Origin of the sequence: Brevundimonas sp. Bb-A (assembly GCF_009394735.1) — a bacterium.
Lineage (GTDB): Bacteria > Pseudomonadota > Alphaproteobacteria > Caulobacterales > Caulobacteraceae > Brevundimonas > Brevundimonas aurantiaca.
Window position 1 is genome coordinate 1,287,723 of the sequence record NZ_CP045456.1, and the last position, 19,179, is coordinate 1,306,901.

The following is a 19,179-nucleotide window of genomic DNA, read 5'->3' on the forward strand; positions in this document are numbered from 1 at the left end:
CCCTATAGTCGATCACATTCGCGCGATTTTCAATCACGCAATGTTGATAGGGGCGAAAAATTCGGGGTTTTTTTACTCACCCGCCGCCGCGACCTGGGCGACGGACCCGCCAGACGGGGATTTTATCGCTTCCTGCAACAACTTGCGGTCCAGCAGCCAGGCGGCGACGCCGACCCAGCCGACCAGCACCAGGGCGTAGGCCCGCTCCCACCAGCCGACGTTGGCGTCATTGACCGTGCCGGGAAAGACCATGTGTTTTGTAACAACGGTCAGACACGCCATGATGACAAAGATGGCGGTCAGGAAGATTTTGAGCCGGGGCAGATCCCGGCGCGAGGCAAGACCCCAGAGCAGCAGCACCGGCGCCAGTTGAATGCCCAGGGCCAGGTTGATGACCATGTGGCGCGGGTCCGGCCAGGGGTAGAGGGTCGAGGCCGACATGCCCGCCCCGGCCAGGACGAAGACCGCCGCGATCACGGCGCCCGCGATCCGCTTCTCCGTCAGGGCGTAGACGGCCAGGCCGAAGCCGATCCCCGCCACGCCCGCCATTGCGCCGGCGATGAAGACGCCGCCGTTGAAGATAATCGGGGCTTGGGCCGTGGAACCGCCCAGCTCGCTCAGATACTGGGTGGCGTTGTCGAAGCCGGGATAGGCGGCGATGGCGGCCGCCACCACCGTCAGAGCCAGGAGCGGCGCGGCGATCCCGACGGCCAGCAGGCGACGACGGCGGTGATAACGGGCGGCGGGACGTCGCAAGGCCTCCAGATCCAGCGGCCAGGGCCGTCCGCCGGCGGGCTTCAGACCCCACAGAGGACGGATGGCGGGGATGCGCTTTACGACCTCATAGACGGCGAAACTGCCCAGGAAGGTGATCAGGAGCAGGGACAGGGCCTCCAGCCCCGCCGGCAGATGGGCAGGACGAATGACCCAGACCGCCGCCACCAGGATGGTCTGGTGCGCCAGATAGAGGGGGAAGGTCGCCTCGGTCAGATAGGTCAGAACCGGCCCGCCGCGTGACCGCAGATGCCGGCTGCCGAAACCCAGGATGGCGACGATCGTCGCCCACTGGTCCAGGCCGTAGACCATGGCCTTGGGCACGCCCCAGAAGGCCCGGCCGCCGGGGTGCCAGACCTGGGCCATCATGATCGGCAGGGCGAGCGCCGCCAGGCTAAGGGCGACCCAGCGATACCGCTCCATGTCGCGCCAGATGCTCTCTCGCCCCACGATGCTGAAGCCGAAGATGAAGGCCGCCAGGGACAGGGCGTGATTGTACCAGTCCCAGTGCAGGACATTGGTCACCCCGAACCAGGGGAACAGCAGGATGCGGATGGCGATCAGATAGAGGATCGGCAGGATCAGGAGGCGCGGCCCGGCCAGAGACTTCTCCAGCCACCCGCCGATCCGGTCGATCAGGCCCGGCCGTCGCCACAGCAGTATGGTGACGACGCTGTAGGCGGCGATATAGACGATGAACCACAGATGGTTGACCGGCACGCCGTCGGCCAGGCCGCTGAAGCTGAACTCGCGCACCATCCAGGCGGCGTAACCGGCAAGGCCATTGGGCCAGCCGGCCTTGTCCATGGCCTCGATCCAGGACTGGATGGGCACCAGGACCACGGCCCCGAACAGAAGCGGCGGAACCAGCCGCTCGAACCGCGCCCGGGCCACCTGGCGCGGCGTGCGGCGGAAGGTCATGAACCGCAGGGCCGCGCCCGACACCAGAAACAGCAGGGTCAGCCGCCACGGATTGGTGATCAATATGGCTTCGCGCATCCACTCGAAGGTGTGAACGCTGTGCACGTGCCAGCCGTAGACCCCGTAGACCAGGCCGACGTGATAGAGGATCAGCAGGCCGAACGCCCCAACCCGGATCCAGTCCAGATCATAACGACGCGCAGACGAGGGGGCGGAGGGGGTCACGGCCGCGTCTATGATCCGGCGCGGGGCGTCAGGCAATACGGCGGATGGTCTCGGATTCCTCAGGCCAAGGCCGAGGCCAGACCCAGGGCCTTCAACGTCTCGCTGATCGAGGCATCCTGCTCCGCCTGATACAGGGCCATCTCGTCCAGCACCGACCGGCCCAGGGCCTGTTCGAAATCGGCCTTGGCCGGGTCGACGGCATAGGCTTCGCGCACCTCGGCGCCCAGGTTGGACTGAAAGATTCCGGCCGCGCTGACGGGCAGGAAGTCCTCATAGGTGATCGGCTCCGCGACGACCTGTCCCAGGGTGATCAGGGCCTCCAGATCCGTCGTCTCGGCGCGGCCCGCCAGGCCGTCCGGCGTCGCGCGATAGCTGAACCAGGCCAGGCCGTTCCGGCGCAGGGCCGTCCAGTCGTCGGGCAGGGCCGAGAAGTCCTTGCTCGCCAGGGCCGCGTCGTACAGGGCGCGTCCGGTCGGGGTCAGGGCGCAGCCGCGCTGCTCGATCTCGCCGAAGCGGGCGGTGTGCACCCCCTGGACGGCCCCGTCCGCGCCGGGGAAGGCGATGGCCTCCTGCAGGGCCTTGAAACTGGTCTGGCGCAGAAGGATCGGGCAGGCGCGGGCGGGCGGCCCCTCGATCGTCTCCTTGGGCGTGATGCCCCGTTCGGGCATGGCGGCCTGGGCCGCGTCTATGTCCAGGGTGCGCGGCGTCAGATGGTTGATGTGCGGCCCCTTGAAGCTGACCACGTCGGCGATCAGCCGGTGGGCGGCGACCAGGCGTTCATAGGTTGCGGCGCTGACCGTCGCCTCGGCGTGCCAGCGGAAGGTCTCCAGCAGTTCGGACACGAAACGGTCGGCCTGGTCCTCGTCCAGGCCGCCGGCGGCCTCGGCCGCCTCGATCAGCGCCCGCGCGCCCGGGGTGAAGATGTCGCGCCGGGCCAGGGCGGCGGCCGCCTCCTGACGCAGGTCCTCATCCGCGATCAGCTCCAGCCGAAGCAGGGAGCAGAAGACCCGGAAGGGATTGCGCGCCAGGGCCGCCGGATCGACCGGCCGGAAGGCGGTCGAATGGACCGGCACCCCCGCGGGGGCCAGATTGTAATAGCTGACCGGCGCCATGCCCATGACGGCGAAGGCGCGGGCGATGGTGGCCAGTTCGTCCGCCGTGCCGACGCGGATGGCGCCGTGGCGTTCCTCAGACAGCCGCGCCAGTTCGCCGGCTGCGGCCAGCCGGTCCGCCCCCGCCGGATCGGCCTTCAAGGCCTCGGCGTTGACCTCGGCCACCAGGGTCAGCAGCTCCCCGTACTGAGGCACCTCCGCTCGGTACATGGCCGACAACGCGGCCGAGAAACGGCTGCGGATCTCATCGGGATGGACGAAGGCGGACATGGCGGCTCTCCCTTGGGCGTTTTCGGCTTCCCTACGCCTGTCCGCCGCCGACGCCTAGCCGGAGGCGGACAGGACATTTCGCCCGACCGTCATCCAAGGACGTCGGTCAGGCCCTCACGCCGATCCCGATCGGACAGACCACGCCGGTGCCGCCGATGCCGCAATAGCCGGCCGGATTCTTGGCCAGATAGCCCTGGTGATAACCCTCGGCGTAATAGTATTCGCCGGCAGGCTGAATCTCGGTGGTGATGGCGCCGCGCCCGGCCGCGGTCAGGGCCGCCTGATAGGCGTCACGCGACGCCTCGGCCTCGCGCTGCTGATCGTCGTTCAGAGTGTAGATGGCGGACCGATAGGTGGTGCCGACGTCATTCCCCTGGCGCATGCCCTGGGTCGGGTCGTGGTTTTCCCAGAAAGCCTTAAGCAGGTCGCCGTAGGTTATGACCGACGGGTCAAACACCACCTTGACCACCTCGGCATGCCCGGTCCGGCCGGTGCAGGTCTCCTCATAGGTCGGATTGGGCGTGATTCCGCCCGAATAGCCGGCCGACGTCACCCAGACGCCCGGCAGGGACCAGAAGACCCGCTCCACGCCCCAGAAACAGCCCATGCCGAAGATCGCCGTTTCAAAACCCTCGGGATAGGGCCCCTTCAGCGGATGGCCGCTGACGAAATGGGTTTCGTCCGTCGCCAGGGGCTCGGCGCGTCCGGGCAGGGCGGTCTCGGCGGTGGGCAGTTCGGCGGTCTTGGTCAGCAGCATGGGGTTCCCCAATAAGGAAAATGTCGTCCGCCCCCATATGGGGACGTCACAGGCGCTTGCCGAGGGGGCCATGGTGTTCTATCAGGCCCGCCTCCCGCCGGATCGACCTCCGGCGGCGCGCACGAGCTGGCGTGAAACGGACAGGTGGCGGAGTGGTCGATCGCGCACGCTTGGAAAGCGTGTGTAGGTGAAAGCCTACCGAGGGTTCGAATCCCTCTCTGTCCGCCAGCGCCTGGTGTTACGGGCTCTCTTCGGCTCGCTTTCGCCTCCTAACGCCCTGGTTCCGGCGCAGAAGGGAGAGACGCCTGCAGCCGAACTGAAAGTCCGGGGTTCAGCGGGACCAGATCCAGCGTTCCGCCGATCCGGTCCGCGCGGCGGTTCATGTTGGGCAGGCCCTTGCCGCCTTCACGCAGCGACTGGGGCAGTCCGATGCCGTTGTCCGAGACCGAGATAACGACGGCGTCGCGTTCCATCTTCAAGCGAATATCGACTCTGGACGCCTTGGCGTGTTTCACGGCGTTGGTGATCGCCTCCTGAAGAATGCGGTAGATATTGATCCTGGCCTCCGGGCCGAAACCCTCGACGGGCGCGCCCGGCTCGGCCGACCAAGTCAGCTCAATCCCCGCCAGACGCAGGCGGGGCGCCATGCGTTCGTGGAAGATGGCGATGGCCACCTCCAGCGAGTCATCCACGCCGTCCATCGAATCGATGATCAGCCGCAGATCGTCGATGGCGATCCGCACGCCCTCGCGCAGGGTTTCGACATCGGGCGCGCCGCCTCTCAACTGGGCCAGCAGCGAGACCAGATGGCCGCCGACTCCGTCGTGCATGTCGCGCACCAGGCGCTGGCGCTCTTCGTTGATGGCGATCATCCGCTCCTGCTCTCTGAGGCGCAGATAGGTGGAGCGGATCTCGGCCTCCTTGAGCTGCACCTGTTCCGCCAGGCTGTCGCGCGCCATGGCGGCGCCGCGATACAGATCTATGCCCCTGATGATGATCTCCCAGGCGATGGCGCCGATCAGGACGAAGGGGAAATAGAGCCCCGCCATGGTCCATCGGGGCAGGCCGAAAAGGGCGATGATCAGATCATGTATCGTCGCCGTCAGGGCGACGGACAGGAAGGCGAAGGTGCGCGCCGCCACGGCCCGCCGGGCTTTGGCCAGACAGGTCATCCGCCAGATGAAATAAAGGCCGCACAGCACGATGCCGCCCGTTTCGGTGATCTGCGGGACCCAGACGACCTTGGCCGCCCAGCCGCACCAGAGGCCGATGATGCAGGCCAGGCACCAGCCGTAGACGAAGACCAGATGGCGCGCCGGGGCCTGGGTCCAGCGGTTCAGGAAGAAGGCGGCGTTCGCCATGGCCGTCGCCGAGATCGAATAGGCCGCCACGTCCCTCAGGGCGCGGTCGATGTCGGCGTCGTACCAGATGAAGGTCCAGCCCCGGACGGCCAGCGAGATCATGAAGGCGGCCAGGCTGAAGAAGACGCCGCTGTAACCGCTGAGCGGCAGCAGGAAGACGGCGGTCAGGGCCAGGGTCGAGGAGGCGATCACCGTGATGAAGGGCAGGACGGTTTTCGTCAGTCTTTCCTGCTGCTGAAGGCGCCGCAGGACGTTTTCCGGCCCGACATAGATCCGGCCGAAATTCGGATGGCAACCGTTGGCGACGGCGACGATGTCGAGCCGGTTCTTGCCCGGTTGGATCAGTTCGGGCGTCAGCCCCAGGGTCAGGGGCTCGTTGCCTTCCCGGGTCGGCTGGGATGAAAAGCGTCCGCGCGGCGTGGCGACCATTCGACCGTTCAGCCAGACGGCGTAATTGTCGCGGATCCCGCTGACATGGACGCCGTAGACCACGTCGGGATCGGGAAGGCTGACGTCCGCGCTCAGCTGATAGGCCGAGAAGCGCGCGCCACGGACGCAGGGAGAGGCGTCGCTCTCGCGCGTGTTGAAGGGCAGGCGTTTCAGCGTGCGGCCCGACCTTTCGATCGGTTCCGGCTCCAGGCCGGGGACCGGCGCCACATAGGCCTTTGAGATTTGAAGGGCGGCGAGTTGGGCCGGCGGCAGGGCCGGCCGGTTGGCCGCGAAGACGAAGGCCCAGAAGAGCGCCTGGATGATGACCGTGAGAATCAGACCGCCGGCGACAGGACGGCGTTCGAGATCCAGGTTGAGCAGGGGCGTGGTCAAAGCTGGATGAGGCCCGTCTGGACCGCCTCGAACACCGCTTCGGACCGCGAATTGACCGCCAGCTTGCGATAGATGGCCTTCACATGGGCGCCCACCGTATGGTGGGAGATCGACAGGGCCGAGGCGACCTCGCGATAGCTCAGCCCGCGCGCCAGCAAATTCAGCAGCTCGACCTCGCGCGGGGTGACGGCGGCGGCGCTCTCGCACGGTTCGGGCTGGGCCGGTTGCGGCGCGCGGCGCATGCGCCGCAGCAGATAGGCCGCCACCGAGGCCGATATGGGAGACCCGCCGTTCAGCGTCTCCAGAATGTCGGCGCACAGGGTCTCGTCGGCGCTGTCCTTCAACAGATAGCCGTCCGCGCCGGCGCCGACCGCCTCGACCACGCTGGTCTCGTCGCCGAAAACGGTCAGCACCAGCAAGCGCGGCGGGGACGGCAGGGCCGCCGCCGTGCGAATGACCTCCAGACCGGAGCCGTCGGGCAGTCCCAGGTCGACGATGATCAGGTCGGCGCCCTTGGCGGCGAGCGCCAGTCCGGCCGAGACGCCGCCGGCCTCGCCCATCAGCTGCAGCTCGGGATGGGCGTCGATCAGGCGGGCCAGGTGGCGACGGACGAAGGGGTCGTCCTCGATGACGGCGATGCGGTGGGGCACGGCCCTCTCCTGATAAACGACCGCAAAGCTTAGCGGGAAGGCGCCGGACCGCATCCCATGATCATGGGAGGCGGCTCGCCCGCCCATGGTATTTCAAGCGCCTCCCCCAACGGTCAAGCTTTCTGTCGAACCCGCCTCCGACCGGCTCCGGTCTCGACGGCGGGCCCATTTGGAAGGACCACGAACTTGAAACTCTGTCTTCTCGCCGCCGCCCTGCTGGCCGCCGCCGCCCCGACCGTCTCGCTCGCCCAGGACGCCAGCCTCACCGCCAACTTCGGCGAGATTTCGCTCAGCTCCGGCTTCACCCCCGACCCCTACCGCGTCAGCGTCCAGGCGGGCGGATCGGTCGACGGAGCGCGTCTGCCGGGCGCCTGCACCGGCATGATCAGCCAGGCCCCCGACTTTGAGCTGACCTATCAGGCGGGCTCCCTGCCGCTGGTGTTCCGCACGGTCTCGTCGGAAGACACGACCCTGATCATCAACGGCCCGGACGGACGCTGGCACTGCGACGACGACTCGTACGGCGACGGCGACGCCATGGTGCGCTTCAACCGGCCGCAGAGCGGAACCTACGACGTCTGGGTCGGCACCTTCGGCGGCGGCACGACCAGCGCCACCCTGCAGATCACCGAAACCCCCTGAAGAAAGAGGCGCGGTCCCGGATCGATCCGGGGCCGCGCCGAACGTTCAGTCCCATGGCTTTTCGATCCATTCTCATCGGCTTCGGCCTGGTCTTCGCCGCCGGTCAGGTCTCGGCCCAGGCCTTTCAGCACAGGCCCGACTTCCAGATTGTCGAGCTCGAATCCGGCTTCCTGCCGGATCCCGAGGTCGTGCAGCTCCGCGCCGGCGGCGCCCGGTCGGCCGCATCCCTGGCGCCCGGATGCGTCGGCATGGTGGCCCGTCGCGCCAATATCGAGCTTCGCTACGAAGCCGGCGCCTCCCCGCTCGTCCTGACCAGCGACAGCCCTGCAGACACCAGCCTGGTCGTCCAGGGACCGGACGGGCGCTGGCGTTGCGACGACGACAGCCTCGACGGCCGCAACGCGCGCATCGTCATTTCCAGCCCCCAGTCCGGGACATACCGCATCTGGCTGGGCGCCTTCGGTCAGCCTCGCCCGATCGGCGAGGTCCGGATTTCGGAAATGCTGGGCGGCGGCCGGTACGGCCCCGAGGCGAGCGACGACGGCCGGGACGCTCCCGATCACGCCGCACCGGCCGCCTATGGCTCGCGCCGGCTTCGCGCGGGCTTTACGCCTGATCCCTTCCGTCGCGCCGTGACCGCTGGAGGGACGGTCGACGCCTCGCGTGTCGAAAACGGCTGTTCCGGCTTTACGGCGATCGCGCCCAGTTTCGAACTGACCTACGACGCGGCCGGCATGCCGCTGGCGATTCGCGCGAACGCCGACCGCGACGTCACCCTGATGGTCAATACGCCGGACGGCGAGTGGCTGTGCGACGACGACGGCGGCGAAGGCACCAACGCAGAGATCCGCCTGAACGCGCCGCGCAGCGGCGTCTACGACATCTGGGTCGGCGTCTTCGGCGGCGGCACGGCGCCGGCTGTCCTGCAAATCACTGAAACCCCGTGAAGCCGGACATGAGCCAAGATCCCCTCGTCGTGACGACCCACGCCTCCTGGCTGCAACGGCTGGGCGGCGCCCTGGCGGGCATGGCGGTCGGCGTCATCCTGGTGCTGGGAGGCCTGACGCTTCTGTTCGGCAACGAAGGCCGCGCCGTGCGTGCGGCCCAGACGCTGGACGAGGGCGGACGTCTGGCGACCTCGGCCTCGCCCGACCGGATCGACCCGGCCCAGGAGGGGCGGCCCATTCACGTCGTCGGCATGGCCCAGGCCGCCGGACCGCTGAGCGACGAGAGCACAGGTCTCAGAATCTCCGGCCTCCGGCTGGTTCGGAAGGTCGAACTCTATCAGTGGGTCGAGACGGTTCGCACCGAGACGCGCACGCGGTTGGGCGGCGGCGAGGAGACGGTCGCCACCTATGACTACCGGCTGGAATGGTCGTCGCTTCCGGTGGATTCCGACGGGTTCAAGCAGCCGCAGGGACACGTCAATCCCGAACCGATTCTGAAGGATCAGGACTTTTCGACGCCGCAGATCAGGCTGGGGCGGCGGCGCCTCGGGCCAGAGGCGGCTGCGGGGCTGCCGGCGACGGAAACCGTCGTCCTTCTGGCCGGCGACGCCCAGGAGGCGGAGCGGCGCCTGGGGCGCAAAGTCGTCGTCAGCGGCGACGCCCTCTATGTGGGCGCAGATCCGGCCCAGCCGGCCGTGGGCGACGCTCGCATCCGCTATGCGGCGGCTCCCTGGGGGCCGATCAGCGTCATCGCCGGCCAGCAGGGCGCCGATCTGGTTCCCTACGCCACGCGCCACGGCCGCCTTTACGAGGTGCGGGCCGGACGGCTCGACGCCGAGACGATGCTGCAGGACGCCAAGGCGGCCAACCAGGTCCTGACCTGGCTTGTGCGGCTCGGCGGCGCGGTCGCGATCATCCTGGGCCTCGCCCTGATCCTCAATCCGGCCAAGGTGGCGGCCGACGTGTTCCCGCCGGCGGGCGCGATCGTCGGGTTCGGCGTCGTCGCCCTCGCCTTCATCTTCGGCTTAATCCTCTCGGCCCTGACGATCGCGACGGCCTGGCTGGTCGTTCGTCCCCTGCTGTCCGTCGTCGTCCTCACCCTCGGCGCGCTCGTCGCCCTGGGCATATGGAGGTTAAAGGCCGCACGCGGAACGCGCTCTGAACCTCGCGTTGTTGGTACTCAGTAAACGAGCGGTATTGGCCCGTAGCTGCTTGAAATGCCCTCGAGCTAGTGCGGCAGCTCTAACCCTCGCTAGCGCAGCCGACGAAGGCAGCTGTTCTAGAAGTAGGCCGGCAACCTTATAGGCTGTTCGCAGTAAGGGGTAATCGACGCAACATTTGCGGTAAATTTTGTGAGTATTCGCCGCACGCTTTTTCATCAGGCCGCGAGCTGACGGGATTTGCAGGGCTGCAATGCGATAGACACGCCTCTCGCGGCTGGCGGCGTGCCGACGAGATCCTTCAGTCGGGCGAACGCCGTGGGGCTGGTGCAGAGGATGCGCCGTTCATCGGGCTCCCATCTGGCGTGATCCAGGTAGCTTACCGCCGCACCTTCCCCCGCGATCTGGACGACCGCCTGGCGGATGTCGGTCTGGGCGAACGGGATGAGCCGCGCCGGCGTTCCGGCGCTGCCATCCGGTCGTCGGTTTTCGGCGGCGCGAAATCTTTTAATGGGTTCATAAAGGTATTGTCGGTCGCTGGTGACCGGTTTTCGTGTCGCTGATGTCCGCTTTTCTGGCGTTTGAGCGGTCACCAGTGGCCGCTTTTCGCGGGTTTGATCGACCGCGGATGACCGGCTTTGCGGCGTCTCTGCCTTTTCGTAGGGCAGGTCGCGCGGCAGATATTGGTGCGGCCGCGTCCCTTGCGGACCTCGATCTCGAGATAGTTTGCGGTCTTCAACTCTTCGAGCAGGCGTCGCAGTTGGCGGGGGCTGACACCCAGGCTGGTGGCCATGCTCTCTTGGCCGCGCCAGGCGCCGCCTTCGCAAGGGTTCAGGTCGTGAAGGATTAAGCCTGCTACGGCTTTGGCCTGGAGGCTGATCTTGGGGTCGCTGGCGATGCGCTGATGCCAGGCCAGCTTCTCGGCGACGAAGTTTTCGGGATCGAGGCGGCGGGTCATGAGCGAGCCTCCGACGTTGCGGCCGGGCAGGGCATGGGGCCGAATGCCTTCGGCCTTGAGTGTTGTGCCAAGCCCATTTGAACCCCGCCGTGCGCTGCAACGCTGGCGGGGTTTTTCGTGTCGGCATGACCGTTCATCGGGTTAGCCAAAGCGGAAAAATCTATAAAGATTTCAAAGTGCGCCCAAGTCCCCGTTAGTCGAGCCAAAAGTTTGATTTTAAACGAGGAAACGACTTCCTCTCTGTCCGCCACGGCTTTCCCTCCTTACCCCCCCCCTGCGAGCGAGTTGCTTCGGCCCGGCGATGGTCTGGACCTGCGCCGCTGAACCGAATAGCGCATGACAATGCGGAGAAGGCTACGGCTGGCCGCGCAGAACGCGTCGGAATTTTATCCCCTAAAAGACGAAACGCCGCGCCCGTCTTTTGTCCGAAATGTGTTGACGACGGTGCTCGCGCCGGTCGATTGAGTGTTTGAATTGCGCCGTGGGGTTGCAAGCTTAAGCGTTCGGCCGTCGGCCGAAGAGGGGGAAAGAGTGGCTTTCAGTTTCAAAATCGGCCTGATGGCTGCGACGGCGGGCGTGTCGGTCCTGGCGGGCGCGGCGGCGGCGCAGACGGCGCCGACCCCGCCGGCCGGCGGCTTCTATATGGCCGATGGGACACGCACGACCAACTATCAGACCGCCCTGGCTTCCTGGCGTGCGGACGCCCAGTTCTCGGTTGATTATTCCAAGGGTTTCCTGGGGTTGGAGCACGCCTACGCCATGGGATTGACCGGGCGGGGTCAGACGATCGGGGTCAATGACGCCGGCGTCTATATGGACCACCCCCTGTTCGGATCGGCGGGCAAGGTGACGGGGCTGCGAACCCAGGTCGTCGAGGGCTACGGCAATGACGGGCGGATCAATCCGCGTCGTCGATGGGAGGGCCACGGCACCCATGTGGCGGGCACCATCGCCGGCGACCGGGTCGCGGGTCAGCCCATGTTCGGCAACGCCTACGGCGCCAAGCTCTACGCCGCCACCACCAACTTCGCGGCCGGCGACTTCCTGTGGTTCAAGGACGTCTATATCGACGGCGACATCGTCGCGACCTCGAACCAGAACATCGTCGATCTGGCCAATACGGGGCAGGTGCGCATCATCAACAACAGCTGGGGCAGCGGCACTTCCCTGCCGTACAATGCGTCGCTGTCGACCGTTCTGGCGTCGATGAATCGGAACTACGGCGACTACTACAAGCCGGTGCTGGACAAGGACGTGCTGGTGGTCTTCTCGGCCGGCAACGGCTATGGCGTCCACGCCAGCATCGACGCCGTGGCGCCCCTGTCGGATCCGCGCCTGCGCTCCAACTGGCTGTCGGTCGCCAACTATTCCAGCTTTGCCGCCGCCGACCCGTCGACCAGCTTCTGCGGTCAGACGGCGACCTGGTGCGTCGCCGGACCGGGTTCGGCCGTCGTCTCGTCCGTGCCCGCCTATACGATGGACCGGGCCGGCATCCTGGCCCTATATCCCCGGGCGAACTATACGGGACTCTATGCTGCGACCACCGTCTCGGCCCTGCAATCTGCGGCCGTGAACCAGTTTCTGGTCGTGCTGAACAACTATCTCGACGCGCGAGAAGCCGGCGGACCCGGTTATGACGAGGACGCGCAACGGCGCGAAGTGGCTCGACAAGCGGCGGCCATCACCCTGGTTGCGGGAGCCCGCCTGGGCGATCCCGACAGCTTCACCTCCACCCTGGCGGGCTTGCTGGTCTCGACCAACAACATGGCGATCCTGACCCCGGCCTTCTCCGGCGCCGTGCTCGAATACGCCAACGCCGAACTGCAGCGGGTGCTGAACCAGTACATCCGCTACACCGGCGCCGGCTATGCGGCCTATACCGGCACGTCGATGGCGGCGCCGAACGTGTCGGGCTTCGCCGCCCTCCTGATGGAGAACTTCCCCGAATATTCCACGGCCCTGATTTCGGACATTCTGGTGTCCAGCTCGCGGGATCTGGACACGCCGGGCGTCGATCTGAAGTCCGGCTGGGGCGCGCCCCAGATGAACGTCGCCTTGGGCGGCCCGACCGCTTTGCGGGCGACCCGCGACGTCACCGTGGCGGTCGGCACCGTCGATGTCTGGAGCAACAACATCGGCGACGCCCGCGACCGCTATTCGGCCGAGGTGCGGGCCAACTTCGGCAATGACATCGGCGGTCTGGTCAAGAAGGGCGGGGGGCAGCTGATCCTGACCGGCGCCAATGACTACAGCGGCCCGACCCGCGTCGAGGGCGGTCTTCTGACCGTCAACGGCAGCCTGCTGCGTTCGAACGCCACCGTCGGCGGCGTGGGCATGATCGGCGGCGTCGGTCGTCTGCTGAACCTGACGGCGGAAAGCGGCGGCGTGGTCGCGCCGGGCGACGGGGCCAATCCGTTCGGAACCCTGACCGTCGCCGGCGACGTCAACTTCAAGCCGGGCTCCTTCCTGTGGATCCGCTCCAGCGTCAACGGCGGCGCCTATTCGCGGCTGAACGTCGGCGGGGCGACGCGCCTCGAGGGCGGTCAGGTCGTGCTGAAGGCCGACAGCGGCGAATGGAACCTGCGCTCGCGGATGAACATCATTCAGTCGACGGGCGCAGTCACCGGCGCCTTCACCGGGGCGCAGAGCGATCTGGCCTTCCTGACGCCGGTCCTGACCTATTCGACCAACGGGGTCACGCTGACGGTGCGCCGCAACGACGTGACGGTGGCGTCCCTAGGCGCCAACTCGAACCAGAAGTCGGCGGGCGCAGCCCTGGACGTGATGATCAACGGATCGGCGACCAGCGGAAGCCGCGACCTGTCGCTGGAGAACGCCCTGCTGGACGCCAGCGTGCCCGCGGTTCAGGCCGCCCTGCCCAGCCTGACTGGCGAGGTTCACGCCTCTCTGGCCGGCCTGGCGGTGTCCGACACGCGCGCGATCCGCGAGGCCATGTCGGACCGCGGCCGGGGTCAGGCCGGCGGTCAGACCTATGCGGGCAACGGGGTTTCGGTCTGGGGCAGCGGCGTCTTCGGCGACGGCCGCGGCTCGCGTCATGACGGCCTGGCGGCCTTCCGCAGCGAATCGTCCGGCTATCTGGTCGGGGCCGAAAAGGCGCTGTCGGACGATGTTCACATCGGCTTGGCCTTGGGCGAAAGCCGTTCGAAACTGCGGTCGGCGCGGCTGAACTCGACGGGTCGTGTCAACAGCGAACAGATCGGCGTCTACGGCGGCGGCGCCCTGGGCGACTTCCAGGTCCGTGTCGGCGGATCCTGGGCCAAGGCCGACGTCCGCACCGACCGCACCGCTCAACTGAATCAGTTCAGCAACGCCTTGGCCGGCGACTACGACGGCGACGTCTGGCAGGTCTATGGCGAACTGGCCTGGAGCCGAGCGGTCGGGGCGACGATGTTCGAACCCTACGGCGCCTTCAGCCATGTCCAGTACGACGCCGACGTCGTCGAGGTCGGCGGAGACGCCGCCCTGTCGGGCCAGGTCGAACAGACGGCGGATCTGGTCACGGCCGGCTTCCGCACCCGCACCGTCCTGGCCGGCGGTCAGGGCCGTCCGCGTCTGTCGGCGGTGACCCACCTGGCCTATACCCACGATCTGAACGGCGACGGGCCCGTGTTCGACGCCGCCTTCGCCGACGGACCCGGCTTCGTGATCAACGGCGCCAATCCGGGGGACGACGTCATCTCCGGCGGCCTGGCCTTCACCGTCCAGGCGACCGAACGCACCGCGCTGGAGATGGGCTACACCGGCCTCTACAAGGACGAATACCGCGACAACCGCATCTTCGGCCGGTTCAGCGTCAAGTTCTGATTCCCGCCTGAACGCTGACTTTCGCGCCCCTGACGGCTCCGTCAGGGGCGCGATCGTTTCAGGCTCAGTCGAAAGACTTCAGTGGGGACCGGCGGACAGGGCGTCGTCGTCCAGGAAGAAGGGCCGGTCGCGATTGGCCGGGCGATGTTCGATCCAGGCGCCGGGCTGACGGATCCTTTGTTCGACCGCCTGAACCGCGCCCCGCATGAAGGCTTCGGGCGAGACGGCTTCGGACTGCGGCGCGATCGGCGCTTCCGGATCGCCGTGCAGGACGGCGGCGGCGTAGATGTCGAGCTGAAGTCCCTGGCGCGCGCCGTCGCGATAGGGAAAGAGACAGAGGGTGTAGCGGGTCCCGACCGGCCCGACCTGACGCGGGCTGACTTCGGCGCGCCAGGCGGCGCCGTTGCAGACGACCGTGCGGACCGGCCGCAGCCAGCCCGCCGCGGCGCGCGTCGTCGGACCCTCCAGCCCGAAACCCGTCGGCGCGGCCGGGTCCGCCAGGGTGAAACGACCGGGCGTGCGGGGCGGGGCGCCGGAGGCTTGGCGGCGGGTGACGACCCGGAATCCCTGACGGCGAAGATGGCGCTCCAAGGCTTGGGCGACGCTGCGGCCGTCGTGGCGGGTCTGGAAGTCGATGACGGCGTAGGCCTGATCGACGGTCCAACGCCCCGTCGTCTGCGCAGCCGCAGTCCCAGCCTGTCCCAGGGCCGCCAGCGCCAGGATGGTCGACAGTATCGAGCGCATCGCCATGATCCATCTTGGCTCCGGCTGGGCGGCCGTTGTCAATGCGGCTCCAACAGGGCCGCCGCCGCCGCCGTCTTGACCGTCAGGCCGGGCGCTTCGGCGAAGACGAGGTCGGCGACGCCGAAATATCCGGCCTGATTGGTCGCGCACCAATCGGTGGTGACGATGTGCACGGGGCCGTCCGTCGGCGCGGCGCCGGCGGCGTAGAGGAAATCGCCGTTGCGCGCGCTGAGCGGCATCGGCCGGTCCTGGTTGGCGCGGGCGAGGAAGGCGTCGAACCGATCACGCGGGACGACGGCGGTCATCAGCCGGCCGTCGAAACGCACGACGGCGTCGAAAACGTAGCGGCTGACCGGCCCCGCAGGCAGGCCGGCGCCCAGGGTGGTGTGGCCGATGAAGCCCGCATCGACGCCTGCGGCCTGGGCAAGGCCTGCCGCGACCCTCCGTCCAGTGTCGCCCAGCGACAGGGCGCGGGGGCTGACGCCCAGTATGGCCCGCTCCTCCGCCGTCATCTGGGCGGCCAGGGTCGCCGCGATCAGTTCGGCCAGGGGCTGATCGACCGCGGCGTCCAGCGCGACTGGGTGAGAGGCGGCCGTGACCGAGCCGTCGGCGTGGAATTCGGCGACCGTATAGGCGCTGGTCCACGAGCCGGTGTGGGCATAGGCGCTGCGGCCCTGTTGATGCTGGAACAGCAGATGGTTGTGGCCGCCGATCATCAGGCCGCCGTCGGGCAGCAGGGGCAGGATGTCGCGATCGGCCGCGACACCCGCATGGCTCAGGATCAGAATCCGATCGGCGCCCGCCAAGGCGGTCGCAAGCTCGGCCCTGGCCCAGTCCGCAGGGGCTGGAATGTCCAGTTGGTCGCGAGAAACCTTGGGATAGGTGTTCAGGGCGTCGGTCCCTATGCCCACGACGCGCAAGGACCGGGCGCCGAAGGGCAGGGTGGTCGAAGAGGGGGCGTAGCCTTCGCCCGTGCGCCGGTCGCCTATGGTGCTGACGACCTGGACGCCCAGGGTCCGCAGACGCGCCACGACCTCAGCCAGGTCCGGGGTCAGGTCGTTGTCGTGATTGCCCAGGTTGAACACCGTGGGCGCCAGGCGCGGCAGGGCCTCGACGAAGGCCCAGTCGATCACACCCCCGGACCGCACGGCCACGGCGTTGCCGTGTTCGAACAGGTCGCCGTTGACGGCGATCACATGGGGAACCGGGTGGGTCCGCACCTCGGTTTCAAAGGCGGCCAGCAGTTGGGCGGTGCGCTCATAGGCCGAATGCATGTCCGAAACGGCCAGCACCCGGCCGATCGTTTCGGTCTGATCCTTCGCTCTCAGGCCGATCAGGCCCGGCGCCAGCGTCGTCGCCCCGGCCAGTTGAAGAAGACGGCGGCGGGAAGGCCTGACGAGAGACATTCGCAATCCAGGATATGGGGAAGGGGCGCGCAGCGGAGGGACGCACCCTTACATCGTCGCACTTCAACCTTGTTCGAACAAGACTGGGGGGCCGCGCGGCGCCTTGTCTGAAGTCGATTGTCACACCGCTGTGTCCGCGTCTTCAAAGCTTCAACAAAGCGGCCCGTCTGACGCTGGCGATTCCCTTTTCGAAGCTTTACGGCGTCGCGCGATCGTTCCTCCCCACGACGCCAAGGATAGTTCAGCCATGCTTCGTCCCGCCCTTCTGGCCGCCACCGTCAGCAGCATCGCCCTGCTGAGCGCCGGCTCGGCCCTCGCTCAGGTTCAGACCCAGGCCCAGACCGAGGCCCAGACGCAAACCGCCGCCGAACCGGCCGGCGTCGATGACATCGTCGTCACCGCCCAGCGTCGCAGCGAGAACATCCGCGACGTTCCCTTCGCCGTCTCCGCCCTGACGCCCCAGACCTTGCAGGACATCTCGGCCGGCGGCGCCGACGTTCTGGCCCTGTCGGGCCGCGTGCCCAGCCTTCAGGTCGAAAGCTCGAACGGCCGCTATGCGCCGCGCTTCTACATCCGCGGCCTGGGCAATGTGGACTTCGACTTCACCGCCTCCCAGCCGGTTTCGGTGGTGCTGGACGACGTGGTTCTGGAAAGCGTCTATCTGAAGGGCTTTCCGCTGTTCGACGTGCAGCAGCTGGAAGTGCTGCGCGGACCGCAGGGCACCCTGTTCGGCCGCAACACCCCGGCGGGCGTGATCAAGATCGACAGCGTCAAGCCGTCGGACGACTTCACCGGTTTCGGCTCCCTGACCTACGGCAACCTGGGTTCGACCCGGGCCGAGGCCGCCGTCACCTTGCCGGCGTCCGAGACGCTCCAGGTGCGCGGCGCCTTCCTGTGGAACCACCGCGAGGACTGGGTGAACAACGCCTACAACCCGTCCTTCGCCAATCCGGACAAGGACGACCTGGGCAATTTTGATGACATCGCCGGCCGCGTTCACGTCGCCTGGACCCCGACCCCGCGTCTGTCGACCCTGTTGACCCTTCAGGCTCGCGACTATGAAGGCACGGGCACGATGAACCGCGCCAATGCCCTGACCAAGGGCTCCAACAAGCTGAACGACAACTTCGACCGGGACACCGTCTATTACGACGGCGGCCGCAACAACTTCCAGAAGCAGAAGACCACGTCCCAGTCGCTGCGCGTGGCCTATGACTTCGGCCCCGCCACCCTGACCGGCATCGTCGGCTCCTACCAGGGCTGGTCGCAGGGCGACGGCGACATCGACGGCGGCGTGGCCAGCGCCCCGGCGACGGCCTCCTACAAGACGCCGTTCAACTCCGAGACCGGCACCCTGTCCAGCGACCTGCTGCAAAACACCTACGAGCTGCGCCTGGCCTCGAACGGCGATGCGCGCCTGGGCTGGCAGATCGGCGCCTTCTACTGGGATGAGCGGATCAATCTGGTCTCTGGCTCCTTCAACGGCGTAGGCGGGCTTCAGCCGACGCGCGTGACCGACATCGTGCAGAAGTCGGACTCCTGGTCCGTGTTCGGTCAGGGCAGCTACAAGCTGACGGAGGCCCTGAAGGTCACGGCGGGTCTGCGCTATACCGACGACAACCGCGACTATTTCGGTCGGATCGTCCTGGGAGCCGGCGCCGGCGGGACGGGCGCCGTCTCGGTCGGCGACGAGCAGGTCAGCTGGGACGTCAGCGCCCTGTATGAGGTCAACGACAGCCTCAACCTGTTCGCCCGGGTGGCCAAGGGCTATCGCGGTCCGTCGATCCAGGGCCGCAACCTGCCGGTCCTGACCACGGCCGATTCCGAAACCGTCATGTCCTATGAGACCGGCTTTAAGGCCCGTCTGTTCGACGGCCGCGGCCGTTTGAACGGCACGGCCTACGCCTATGAGGTCAGCGACATGCAGTTCACCGCCATCGGCGGGGCGGACAACACCAACCGCCTGATCAACGCCGACAAGGGCGAAGGTTACGGCCTGGAGCTGGACGGCGACCTGTATCTGGGTGCGGGCTTCAGCCTGACGGCCGGCGCCGCCTGGAACCACACGGAGATCAAGGACGGCGACCTGCTGGTCGCCATCTGCGGCTCCAACTGCACCGTCACCGACCCGATCGTGACCGTGGGCGCGACCCGTCGCGCCAAGGTCGACGGCAACCCCTTCCCGCAGGCGCCGGAATACACCGCCAATCTGACGCTGAACTACGTCCTGCCGCTGAGCGCCGACACCGAGTTCTTCGCCTCGACCGACTGGGCGATGCAGAAGGATTTCAACCTGTTCCTCTATGAATCGGTCGAGTTCATGCAGGATACGCACTTCGAGGGCGGTCTGCGGGCCGGCTGGCGCGACCTGGGCCGCGGCCTGGAAGCGGCGGCCTATGTCCGCAACCTGACCGACGAAGAGAACGTCATCGGCGCGATCGACTTCAACAACCTGACCGCCTTCGTCAACGAGCCGCGCACCTACGGCGTGCAGCTGACCAAGCGGTTCTGAGGCTCCAGCTTAAAGCGAGAGCATGATTCACGCTTCTGTCGGAACCGCGAAGCGGTTCCGTCCGAAACGATCATGCTCTAGAGCCAGCGAGGC

The 19,179-nt window shown here is 67.4% G+C and carries 14 protein-coding genes and 1 tRNA gene; 6 read left to right on the forward strand and 9 right to left on the reverse strand.

Annotated features, from left to right (window positions below):
* Nucleotides 1–72 precede the first annotated feature (72 nt).
* The 3 genes from BSP_RS06380 to msrA form a co-directional block, all read right to left on the reverse strand.
* Nucleotides 73–1,920, reverse strand: a complete 1,848-nt coding sequence (locus tag BSP_RS06380) for an acyltransferase family protein (RefSeq protein ID WP_227976061.1) — start codon at nt 1,918–1,920, stop codon at nt 73–75.
* Nucleotides 1,921–1,979: 59 nt separating this feature from the next.
* On the reverse strand, nt 1,980–3,302 hold the full coding sequence (locus tag BSP_RS06385; protein ID WP_152949683.1) for a VOC family protein: 1,323 nt from the start codon (nt 3,300–3,302) through the stop codon (nt 1,980–1,982).
* A 106-nt stretch (nt 3,303–3,408) separates the two neighbouring features.
* Complete coding sequence (gene msrA / locus BSP_RS06390; protein ID WP_054764969.1) at nt 3,409–4,059, reverse strand: peptide-methionine (S)-S-oxide reductase MsrA; 651 nt, start codon at nt 4,057–4,059, stop codon at nt 3,409–3,411.
* 138 nt (nt 4,060–4,197) lie between these two features.
* Between msrA and BSP_RS06395 the strand changes: the two genes are divergently transcribed.
* Nucleotides 4,198–4,287: transfer RNA gene (locus BSP_RS06395), tRNA-Ser, on the forward strand.
* A gap of 41 nt (nt 4,288–4,328) precedes the next feature.
* Here BSP_RS06395 and BSP_RS06400 read toward each other — a convergent pair.
* Both BSP_RS06400 and BSP_RS06405 read right to left on the reverse strand, forming a co-directional pair.
* A complete protein-coding gene (locus BSP_RS06400; protein ID WP_152949684.1) occupies nt 4,329–6,242 on the reverse strand; it encodes an ATP-binding protein in 1,914 nt (637 codons plus the stop codon).
* The gene (locus BSP_RS06405; RefSeq protein WP_227976062.1) at nt 6,239–6,892 is read right to left on the reverse strand and encodes a response regulator transcription factor; all 654 of its coding nucleotides are present in this window, start codon (nt 6,890–6,892) and stop codon (nt 6,239–6,241) included. The genes BSP_RS06400 and BSP_RS06405 overlap by 4 nt, the downstream gene beginning before the upstream one ends.
* A gap of 186 nt (nt 6,893–7,078) precedes the next feature.
* Between BSP_RS06405 and BSP_RS06410 the strand changes: the two genes are divergently transcribed.
* The 3 genes from BSP_RS06410 to BSP_RS06420 are packed head-to-tail and all read left to right on the forward strand — an operon-like array spanning nt 7,079 to nt 9,668.
* Complete coding sequence (locus tag BSP_RS06410) at nt 7,079–7,534, forward strand: hypothetical protein (protein ID WP_054764971.1); 456 nt, start codon at nt 7,079–7,081, stop codon at nt 7,532–7,534.
* A gap of 53 nt (nt 7,535–7,587) precedes the next feature.
* Nucleotides 7,588–8,481: a hypothetical protein gene (locus BSP_RS16330; protein ID WP_054764972.1), complete on the forward strand. Its 894-nt coding sequence runs from the start codon at nt 7,588–7,590 to the stop codon at nt 8,479–8,481.
* A gap of 8 nt (nt 8,482–8,489) precedes the next feature.
* Nucleotides 8,490–9,668: a TMEM43 family protein gene (locus tag BSP_RS06420; RefSeq protein ID WP_054764973.1), complete on the forward strand. Its 1,179-nt coding sequence runs from the start codon at nt 8,490–8,492 to the stop codon at nt 9,666–9,668.
* A 191-nt stretch (nt 9,669–9,859) separates the two neighbouring features.
* Here BSP_RS06420 and BSP_RS06425 read toward each other — a convergent pair whose 3' ends face one another.
* Both BSP_RS06425 and BSP_RS06430 read right to left on the reverse strand, forming a co-directional pair.
* Nucleotides 9,860–10,234: a hypothetical protein gene (locus tag BSP_RS06425; protein WP_152949686.1), complete on the reverse strand. Its 375-nt coding sequence runs from the start codon at nt 10,232–10,234 to the stop codon at nt 9,860–9,862.
* Nucleotides 10,231–10,599, reverse strand: a complete 369-nt coding sequence (locus tag BSP_RS06430; RefSeq protein ID WP_152949687.1) for a hypothetical protein — start codon at nt 10,597–10,599, stop codon at nt 10,231–10,233. The genes BSP_RS06425 and BSP_RS06430 overlap by 4 nt, the downstream gene beginning before the upstream one ends.
* 531 nt (nt 10,600–11,130) lie before the next feature.
* Between BSP_RS06430 and BSP_RS06435 the strand changes: the two genes are divergently transcribed.
* The gene (locus BSP_RS06435) at nt 11,131–14,424 is read left to right on the forward strand and encodes a S8 family serine peptidase (protein WP_054764975.1); all 3,294 of its coding nucleotides are present in this window, start codon (nt 11,131–11,133) and stop codon (nt 14,422–14,424) included.
* 78 nt (nt 14,425–14,502) lie between these two features.
* Here the strand turns inward: BSP_RS06435 and BSP_RS06440 are convergent, their stop codons facing one another.
* Entirely contained in the window at nt 14,503–15,174 is a 672-nt protein-coding gene (locus tag BSP_RS06440; protein WP_054764976.1) for a hypothetical protein, read from the reverse strand.
* A 32-nt stretch (nt 15,175–15,206) separates the two neighbouring features.
* The gene (locus BSP_RS06445; protein WP_054764977.1) at nt 15,207–16,574 is read right to left on the reverse strand and encodes a metallophosphoesterase; all 1,368 of its coding nucleotides are present in this window, start codon (nt 16,572–16,574) and stop codon (nt 15,207–15,209) included.
* Nucleotides 16,575–16,821: 247 nt separating this feature from the next.
* Between BSP_RS06445 and BSP_RS06450 the strand changes: the two genes are divergently transcribed.
* Nucleotides 16,822–19,086, forward strand: coding sequence for a TonB-dependent receptor (locus BSP_RS06450; RefSeq protein WP_152949688.1), 2,265 nt, complete (start codon nt 16,822–16,824; stop codon nt 19,084–19,086).
* Nucleotides 19,087–19,179 lie beyond the last annotated feature (93 nt).

Bases quoted from the DNA above. Each gene is read 5' to 3' on its own strand.
- msrA (WP_054764969.1), bottom strand. From the start codon at position 4,059: ATGCTGCTGACCAAGACCGCCGAACTGCCCACCGCCGAGACCGCCCTG.
- BSP_RS06445 (WP_054764977.1), bottom strand. From the start codon at position 16,574: ATGTCTCTCGTCAGGCCTTCCCGCCGCCGTCTTCTTCAACTGGCCGGG.
- BSP_RS06420 (WP_054764973.1), top strand. From the start codon at position 8,490: ATGAGCCAAGATCCCCTCGTCGTGACGACCCACGCCTCCTGGCTGCAA.
- BSP_RS06385 (WP_152949683.1), bottom strand. From the start codon at position 3,302: ATGTCCGCCTTCGTCCATCCCGATGAGATCCGCAGCCGTTTCTCGGCC.
- BSP_RS06450 (WP_152949688.1), top strand. From the start codon at position 16,822: ATGCTTCGTCCCGCCCTTCTGGCCGCCACCGTCAGCAGCATCGCCCTG.
- BSP_RS06440 (WP_054764976.1), bottom strand. From the start codon at position 15,174: ATGGCGATGCGCTCGATACTGTCGACCATCCTGGCGCTGGCGGCCCTG.
- BSP_RS16330 (WP_054764972.1), top strand. From the start codon at position 7,588: ATGGCTTTTCGATCCATTCTCATCGGCTTCGGCCTGGTCTTCGCCGCC.
- BSP_RS06430 (WP_152949687.1), bottom strand. From the start codon at position 10,599: ATGACCCGCCGCCTCGATCCCGAAAACTTCGTCGCCGAGAAGCTGGCC.